At 69.0% G+C, this 2330-nt stretch carries 3 protein-coding genes; 1 reads left to right on the forward strand and 2 read right to left on the reverse strand.

Translation table 11 applies throughout. The features are described 5' to 3' along the window. Nucleotides 1-1177, forward strand: a 1177-nt coding sequence (locus P1P70_RS43535; RefSeq protein WP_319247887.1) for a DUF418 domain-containing protein, incomplete at its 5' end; no start/stop codon positions are given. A gap of 55 nt (nt 1178-1232) precedes the next feature. On the opposite strand, the gene P1P70_RS43540 is transcribed toward P1P70_RS43535, so the two are convergent. Together P1P70_RS43540 and P1P70_RS43545 are read right to left on the reverse strand one after the other, a co-directional pair. Then, a complete protein-coding gene (locus P1P70_RS43540; RefSeq protein ID WP_319247889.1) occupies nt 1233-1520 on the reverse strand; it encodes a hypothetical protein in 288 nt (95 codons plus the stop codon). 117 nt (nt 1521-1637) lie between these two features. Beyond that, nucleotides 1638-2264 (reverse strand): NAD(P)-binding oxidoreductase, encoded by a 627-nt coding sequence (locus P1P70_RS43545; protein WP_319247891.1) that lies wholly within the window; start codon nt 2262-2264, stop codon nt 1638-1640. Nucleotides 2265-2330 lie beyond the last annotated feature (66 nt).

Below are 2330 nucleotides of genomic sequence, written 5' to 3' on the forward strand. Positions count from 1 at the left end.
GACCTCCCCCGAGCCCCCGGCCTCGCCCGGTCCCTCGATGGGACGCCTCGTCGGGGTGGACCTGGCCCGCGCGTTGGCGGTGTTCGGCATGTACGTCGTGCACATCGGCCCCCCGCTGTCCGCCACGACTGGCGTCGCCAGCTGGATCCGATACATGTCGGACGGCCACTCGTCGGTCCTGTTCGCCACCCTCGCCGGGTTCTCACTGATGCTGCTCGCCGGCCGCCGCGAGCCCAGGACCGGCCGGGCGGGCCGGCAGGCGAGGGCCCGCATCGCGATCCGCGCCGTGATCCTTCTGGCGCTGGGCACCTTGATGGCGAGGGAGTACGGGGGCGTGATCATCCTCGGCTTCTACGGCGTCTACTTCCTCCTCGCCCTGCCCCTGGCGCGACTGAGCGCCAGGACCCTCGCGATCATCGCGGCCGCGTTCGCCCTCGTCACACCGCAGCTGGCGTTCGTCCTCACCTCGCGGTTGACCCCGTCGGTTCAGCAGAGCATCAACACCTACGACCCGCTCCGCCACCTCAGCGAGGTCGGCATCCTCGATCTGCTGCTCACCGGCTTCTACCCGGCGCTCACCTGGATGTCGTTCGTCCTCGCGGGCATGGCGCTGGGCCGCCTCGACCTCTCCTGCGGCACCATCCAGAAGCGCCTGGCCGCGCTGGGCGCCACCCTCACGGCGGTTGCCTACGGCATGTCCCTGCTGCTCGCCGGCAAGGGCGCGTTGCGGAGCCTCGCGGAAGACGGGTCGTCGTCAGGCGGCTCCGGATCGATGCCCGCTGACGCAGGGTCGTTCCCCGACATGCCCGCGTCGTTCCTCCTGAAGGCCGGGCCGCACAGCGGCACCACGTTCGACATCATCGGCAGCGTCGGAATCGCGATCCTCGTGATCGTGGGCGCGACGGTGGCGATGGACCGCCTGCCGCGACTGCGCCGCCTGGCCAAGCCGGTCATCGCCGTGGGCACCATGTCCCTGACCGCCTACGTCGGCCACTTCCTCGCACAGACCGCGCTGTCCACGCCCGCCGGAACCGGCACCCAGCAGTCCTGGCTGCCCCTGATCATGTACGTCCTCGCAGCCATCCTGTTCGCCGCGATCTGGTCCCGCTTCTTCCGCCGCGGCCCCCTGGAATACCTGCTCAACGCCGCAACCAAGCCGACGAAGCGCATCCGATGATGCCACCCGGATGAACGTGATCGGGGCTCCGGCATCGGGGACGCCCTCGCCTCCGTCAGCACTTCGTGTCGTTGATGTACACGGTCAGCGCGTCCAGGTCCACCGACGGGTCGTCGAGGGATTCGCGCAGCAGGGTGTTGACGGACTTCTGGTCATCCGCCACCAGGAGCTTGCACACCGTTGCCTGCATCCCGGGGCTCCGGGCGTTCCAGATCTCGTCGTACCGTACTTCGTCCCCGGTGGGGGCAGCGCTGCTCGGCGCCGAGGCGGTCGTGCCGTCGGTGGTGCCGCATGCGGCGAGGAACAGGCCGGCGGCGATCAGGACGGGTGCGGTGCGGTGCATGGGGCTCCCTGTGATGCGGTTATGAGGCAGCATCATGCGTGCGACACGGGTGAGGCAACCCCTGTGTGGCCAAGTTGTGACCCGTTGTAGCGGGCAACCTCTTCCGCAGGGGGCTGTTCAGTCCGTTATGACGGCGTCGCGGTGGATCCAGGAGGGGTCGTGGGCCGCCTTGTGCAGGAAGTCGGCGACGTCCGTGCGGCTGATCGCCGGGTTGCCCCTCATCGGGAGGCGCTCGCCGACGAGGTAGGTGCCCTTGGCGGGGCCCTTGGTCAGCATGGTCGGGTAGACCAGGGTCCAGTTCAGGCCACTGGAGCGGATCGCCTGCTCGGAGAGCTCCTTGTTCGCGTAGATGTTCCGCAGGAAGGTGCTGTACACGATTTTCTGTACGACGCTCGCCGACCGGTAGGTGTCACCCACACCGAACGAGGACAGCCACACCAGCCGGGAGACGTTCTGTTCCCCGGCCGCTCCGATCACGGCCGTCGCGGCGCGGGTGAACAGGTCGTCGGAGCGTATCGAGGTGCTCCTGCCGAGAGCGGAGACGACGACGTCCTGTCCGATCGTGGCTTTCGCCACGTCCCTCTGCGAGGTGGCGTCTCCGACGATCACGTCGACCCGGTCCGCCAGGTCCTCCAGCGCCTCCGGTCTGCGAGCCAGGACGGTGACCCTGTCGCCGCTCGCGAGGGCCAGGTCGACGACGTGTCGGCCGGTGGGGCCCGTCGCACCGAGGATCAGGAGATTCATGGCAGCGTCCTTCGGAAGAGGAGGAGAAGAAGGAGGAGGGCGAGGGGGAGGGGGGGCGCCGGTATG

It is taken from the genome of Streptomyces sp. MB09-02B (assembly GCF_033794485.1).
Taxonomy (GTDB): Bacteria; Actinomycetota; Actinomycetes; order Streptomycetales; family Streptomycetaceae; genus Streptomyces.